Source organism: Candidatus Omnitrophota bacterium (genome assembly GCA_023227985.1).
Taxonomy (GTDB): domain Bacteria; phylum Omnitrophota; class Gorgyraeia; order Gygaellales; family Profunditerraquicolaceae; genus JALOCB01.
This window is the reverse complement of the sequence record JALOCB010000052.1, coordinates 1-6,614: the sequence shown is the minus strand read 5'-3', so window position 1 is coordinate 6,614 and position 6,614 is coordinate 1. Positions and strand designations below refer to the sequence as shown.

General features: G+C 46.2%; 1 protein-coding gene. It reads right to left on the bottom strand.

Annotated elements, in window-relative coordinates; genetic code table 11:
• Positions 1 to 181: 181 nt before the first annotated feature.
• Positions 182 to 6,484, bottom strand: a complete 6,303-nt coding sequence (locus M0R35_07535; protein ID MCK9595508.1) for a hypothetical protein — start codon at positions 6,482 to 6,484, stop codon at positions 182 to 184.
• Between the last annotated feature and the right edge of the window lie 130 nt (positions 6,485 to 6,614).

The window sequence follows — 6,614 nt, the reverse complement described above, 5'->3', positions numbered from 1 at the left end:
TCCAGCCCGGCAAACTCCGGCAGACAAAATAGATGATATGAGGACGGCTATGGCGGCTAAAATTCTCTTAACAGATAGCATATGATTTTTTTATTATACCATTTAAAACAAAAAAGTTAAGTTTTTATGTTTATAAAAAAAGGCGAGAAACGCAAACAGGGATTTAATGACGGTGTCAGGGTCAAGATAGCTGGTCGATACTGGCCAGGAGTTCCTTTATCCCCGGGTCGGTATCCAGGTTCTTATCCTCTTCGATCCTGAGGATATCCGCGACACAAATAAGGATATTCTCCTTCTGCCGGCTTATAACGCCTTTTTGACAGCAGGCAGCAGTATAATTCCGGATACGCTCCATATTCGGGATAAAACCGGAATTGACCATATTCTGGATCTGTTTCCACTCTCCTTCCATATCCATATCGCTGAACTTGGAATTAACGCCCGCCATTAAAAAAGAATTCGGCTGGCTGGCAATCGGCAGGCTGCGCAGATCGATTCCGCCTTTATTCCCGCCATCCTTATTAAACCCTTCGGCGGACTTATCGTTTATGCGCGAGAGCGCTACTTTAGCGCCCTTTACTCCTGTCAAACTTTCCCGTTTATATTCCCAGGCCCATTTCAACAGTTTTATTGCCTGGCCCGCTCCGCCCAATTCAGTTTCAGTCGCATTCTGACGATCTGCTATTGTCAGTTCTTTATCGCTTGCCGTATCATATATCTCAAAAGACTTAGCGCCTGTATTATCCTCTGTTTTTATCCGGATAAATATCGGCAGCCGGTAATCCAAACGGTTGCCGTGCAGAAAAGCGTTCTTAAACATTTCTGTTAACGCTATATCCGCGTCCCGGAAATATTTATCCTCATCAGCCAATCCTTCATAGATCGAATCAGCCAAGCCATTGAGATTATCCCTTACCTGCCGATAGCTGTCTTTGCCGGTTCCCGGATGGCCCAAAAGATCTATTTCAACAACATAACCTTCTTTCAGGACCGAGCTTACATTTACCCAGGAAAGTTTATCCCACAGGTTAACTTGGATTATGCCTGGAGATCCCAAATCCCTCAATAAAATACCTCTAAGATCATCCGCCGAACCACCGTCTATCATAATATTCCGCGGCTGCCGGATTTCTTTCTTACGGGAAATCGATACTTTTAAACCTTCCTCCGACTGAATATACTGATAATCGAATCTAGCCTTTATCCGGTTAAGCCCCAGTTTAAATCCAAATAAACTGGCGGCTTCCGCCATAGCTTTTCTTTCTGCATCCATCACCTTCTGCGCAGCGTTATCGCGTATTTCCACTGTTTTAATATTCTTTAATCTGTCCAGGTCAACATAGAGAACAATGGGCAAATCAAAATCCAGCTTATTTCCATGAACAAAAGCGTTCTTTAGCCCTTCTTTAATAGGCAAAACAAAATCATCATTATCCCTATGGTATCCGGGATTCGATCTCAAGGCAATATTCAAGGCGATGCGCTCAAATTTGATCCGAACCTGATTATATGCCTTTATATCCGCGCGCGGGCATTTCGTCAGGTCTAAAACTACCGCCTTGCCGGATTTGACCGCCTCGAGTAAAGATATAATGTGATCCTTGTCATTCAGATCTATTTTTACGATATCTTTTGAAACAGCGCTCAGCGGCGACAAATCCCCACCGTCTGAACCGGGATGAGCTGATTTCCACAGCTGGAATATTCGGTCAGGATCAGCTATCTTATAAACTTCCCCCTCCCGGGGCGCGGCTATCAGATCTCCGGAAACAACATTAGCGAACCAACTGTCTTTATCCGCGATCAAGAACATATCTTTATCCTCTGATGATATGCCAATAAAGCCATCCGGTATATCCAAAGACGAAAAATCCAGAGGCTCGGGAAGATTCTCCGCGTAAAACAAACCATCCGCCTTCAACAACCTGGAAATATTATCCACAGTTTTCTGTATTCCGTCTTCCTTAACCGAGTACCAAAATCCACCTATCTGTTCATATATAAAATCGTATTTTTTCTTGAAATCGATATTATTAAACTCCCCAATATATTGCCTTTTTATAAAAGGCTCATCCGGCTGGTCGAAAATACGGTACCCCGCGTTCTGCAACTCAAAAACTGTTTCCAACGGGATCCCGGCCGCAGCATAAAGGTCCTTAATCCTATTTACTTCCTCCTCACCGAGCTCGTTAGACCTTATTACCGCTTTCCGGATATAATCTTGAAGCATACGCCGGATACCCAGGGAGGATCCCTTTAATATAAGCCTGGGGGATATCGGGCTTAAACTGACGGTTTCAATACGTGCCGATTTGACAATATTATAGATATCCGCGCATTCCTTCCCCGCCCCCGGCCCAAGAACAAGGACATCCATACCTCCCTGATCCCGGCCATTAAACAGAACCTTCGCTTCTTCGGACAAACTCCGGGTATTACCGCCGGTCAATCCCGCGACTAATAATGAGAACTTATCTTCCTGCCGGCTGTATGTTAATATTTCCCCGCGTTCCTGCGCCTGTTGGATATCATCAAGATAGTTACTCACCGATAATTCCCGCGCGAACAGATTGATTATCCTCGCTTTGCCGTCGCGGCGCAGTTGTTTTTCGTACCCCGGGGGTGGACGAAAACCTGCTGCTTCGGCTATCTCTAACAGCTTCGCCCTGCCCCGTGCCAGCCAGCCGGCTATCTGCGCCTCTGAATATCCTTTCGCCGCCAGGTGTTCTCTTGCCTGCTCTATTTCATCATCATAAGGGATCGAAATACTGCGTTTGTCTTCTCCCCCAACCTGTTTATCTTGAATTCTTCCGCCATAAGATGGCAGTTGCGCAAATTTAGCCAGTTCATCATAAATATCATAGTCCAGATGGCTGTAGTCGGTGAACGCGTAATAACCGGCGCTTTTTCGCTGTATCCCCAGATTCTCTTTTCTAAATTCCACCGCGCCGTTATCAAAAAGCTTTTTAAGCTCCCCGGCAGCCTGTTTAAAAAAAGCGGACGTCGAAGGGGCATCCATCGCTTCCCGTATGCCCTGAAGGACAGAGATAGCTGTTCCCTTGGTCTCGATTCCCGCCATAACAAAAGAACATGCCTCCAATATTTTGAGCGGAGTATAACGTCTGGCCAAGTCCATATCCAGCACTTTCACTGCCGGCTTGGCTGCCCGGGTGAAACCGGCATTCTCAAAAGAGATATCCACCGGAAATAACGCATCTTGCTGCTCATCCGGCCATTGACTCAGCCCTACGCTCAAAAAATAAGCCTTTACCAATCCCGCGACCGCCGCCGCCAGCGCCTGGCGGTCAAGCTTTTCAGGACGGATCGGAGTAAGCAACTCCTCGGTAGAAACATCTATATCATTTACCCTCGCCCGGATCCCCTGTTTGGCGGCATAAGAGCTGTTTACCGGAGCAATAAAGAACTTCTTCCCTTCCGGATCAATCTCGTCATACCCTCTCATCAACTCAGCCCTGCCAACACTATCCATAGCCTTTAAAACAAATTCCAGGGATTCCGACTGATCCAAGAAAACGCTGACCTTATAAACCTTCTTATACGCCCCGGACGCGAGATATTCCACTTTATAATGCGCCCCTCGCGGCAATTTCCTGCCGAAAATTTTCTTGATCGTCCCGGCGACGATATCCGGGCGCTCGGTCAAAATCCCCTCAACCTGAGCCGCCAGCCTGCCTTCAAACGTAGCGATGCCGCCGTCGCCCTTGCCGCCCATGTCGTTTACCGGTTTCAGTCCCGTAAGTACAAGCGATTCAACAGGTAACTCAAAAACAACAGCGCTCTTCTCTCCGGGGATATCCGCGGACGATTCTTTTTGGCTGGCCAAAATTCCGTTTTGCGCGTATCCGTTAACCTTACCGATCAACTCGGCTGAGAATTTTATCCAATTTTCATTCCACCCGATATACGGGGATTTTTCATATATCCCTTTTGTTACATATAAACCTTTGTCTGCCGGGCTGGTCGCGTGTTTACCCGCGCCGTTATTTTCAACCGAGATCTCCATATATTTCTCGCCCTTAACTCCCGCGCGGACGCCGAAATATACATCGATCAACCTGTTCTCCAGGCTCAACGGCTGAGGCAATGAAGCAAGAGACATTATCCCGTCAAAGGCATTTTTGCAGAGCTCATAAATGATGGCTTCTATGCCGGAACCGGATCTAATGATTTTCCGGTTAATATCCACCGGGAGATAATCAACAAACTCATTAACCTTATCTATGAATACTTCTTTTTTTTCTTTATTCGACAAACCGCAAAAACCGGGGGTAAATACAAAAGTAAAAACCCTGGCCTTACCATCAACCGAAGAAGAATCTTTAGCGGTCATAAACCGGAAAAGAGCCCCCTCCACCGCTTTCTGATAATTAAACTCTTTATCCCCGGCGACATCCCGCGCATCCTTTCGCTCCCCTTGTAAATTCCCTCCGTCATTGATCTCAAAAACAACGCCGTCTTTTTCCGAAACCGCCTTAAGGCTTACATCTTCAAGCCTAACCTCGCCGCCCTGCGGCAATACAACATTGATCTCGCTTATGGAACGCGGTTGAATACGGCTGAAGGCTGTTCGGCCTCTTTGCAAAGGTTCGAAAATCTCGGCCGGCAGCGTATTTATTCTTTCGTTTACATCTTCCGCCGAACGGTTGATCACATCGGCAGCGGCAAAACGGTGGTGCCCATCGATAATAAAATTACGGATTTTACCGTTTATATCCGTGTCTTTCCAAATAACCATATTTTTTTTAGCGCCTTCCCGCAATTCCATGATCCTGGCAGCTAACTCTTTGAGAACGATCCTGCTTTGTTTTGATGGAACAACGCTGGCAACAGGCACTTCGACAGCCTTATTCAAATAAATAGAGGTATCCGGGTATAAATTTTCATACGTCTTTTTAATCCCAGCCGAGCTCGGCTCATCCATCTCGGAAGCGATATATTTTTCCAATTCATAACGGCTGAACGATATTATCCTGCCGCCGTCGGCATTAATGCCAACCGGCGTAATATCCTTGTTTTTAATGCGTATTTCCGGGATCTTTTTACACAGAAAAACCTGGTAAGCGAGCGGAACTCTCCCGTCCGAAGCACCCCATCCCGCTAAAACCCTGCCGTTATCCAGCCGCACTGAGATCGTTTTCCCCAGTTCATCCTCCCTATCCCTGATCTCAAGATCTTGTCTCTCGGAAGGTTTATATACAAACCCTTCCGGGCCGCCCGTTTTCCAGTATTCCAAAGAATATTTACCATCGATACCTATTACAACCGGGCCGTTCTTTTCAAGCCAATCTATCTCCTTGAACGTTTTCCATTCCGTTCTATTAATACGGTATTGCGTGTTTTCACTGATATGCCCGTAGCACATCCGGGCCACGGCATAACTGAACACGTTGTGCAAAACCAGGTCCTTGCCTTTCATCTTAGCGAGTTTAGATAAATACTGCAGGACTGTAAGCCCTATTCCCTGTGCCGTATATTCATCCGGCAGCCCCATAGTATAAACGCTGATAGAGCCGTGGTCCTGGTCAAACCTGAAGGAACTTTCCAACTTGATATTATCCATCCAGACCCAAAAACTATCGGATCCCGGAGCGGCCCTGCGAAGCTCAAACTCCTTTCCTGTAACAACATTCCTCAGGTAAATGCGGCTTTCCCCGGATATTTCCGGGTTACGATAATAGTTCCCCTTTATTATTTGCTCCAATTCCGGCGCTCCCTTAACCACAAGATTTCCGCCGTCGCGCTGAACCCAACCGTTATTATCAGTTATATCTTGAAGATATTGATTTATGTACCGCACGTTAATCGCTTCGGACCGGTCCAGACCGTTTTTTTTCATAAAATTAATAAAGTCATTTATTTTATCAACCTGCTTTTCTGCAGCCAATCGGGTTATTTCAAGTTCCGCGCAGGTAAGGAATAATTCCGCCTTGGCTCTATCCTGGACCGTCACGAGCTTATCCAGCGGCAGTCTGTTTAAACGGTCAATGAAATATTCATAGGATAATCTTCCTTCCTGTTTCCCGCGGTCCAAATGGAAAGAAATCAGATCTATGCCGGTTAACTTTTCCGCGATATCCCTGGCGACATCTTTATTGTTGTCCGCGAAATATATTTTATTCCGCCTGTACGCGGCGATATCATCCTGGATTATCCTGGCCTTGCCGTTGTCAACCCCCACAAAATGAATATCAGAATAATCACGGCCTTTCTTTATATCCAGCGTGTTCAGTATATCGACCGTACGGTTAATCATCCCCTGGTCGCCGGAGCGGTTAGTGACCAGAAAAACCTCAACTCCTTTTCTTTTTAAGAAATCCATCAGTTCGGTAATTTGATCAACCCGGGCAAGCATTCCGGTTTCCTGCCATCTCTTTTCCCAATAAACGCTTTCTTTAGCGATCTCGCTCAAGATCTCCTCACGGGAACCGCCGGATTTTGCCGTATTGCCCGATCCTTTGATCATTGCGTATCGAATCGGTACAAAATCCGCCGTAGGATAGAAAATACTGTTATCTGGATCAAGGATATGGTCAAAAACGGTGTTGTCGATATCAAAATAAAATGCCGCTTTTTCAAAGCTTTCTCTTTTCTCT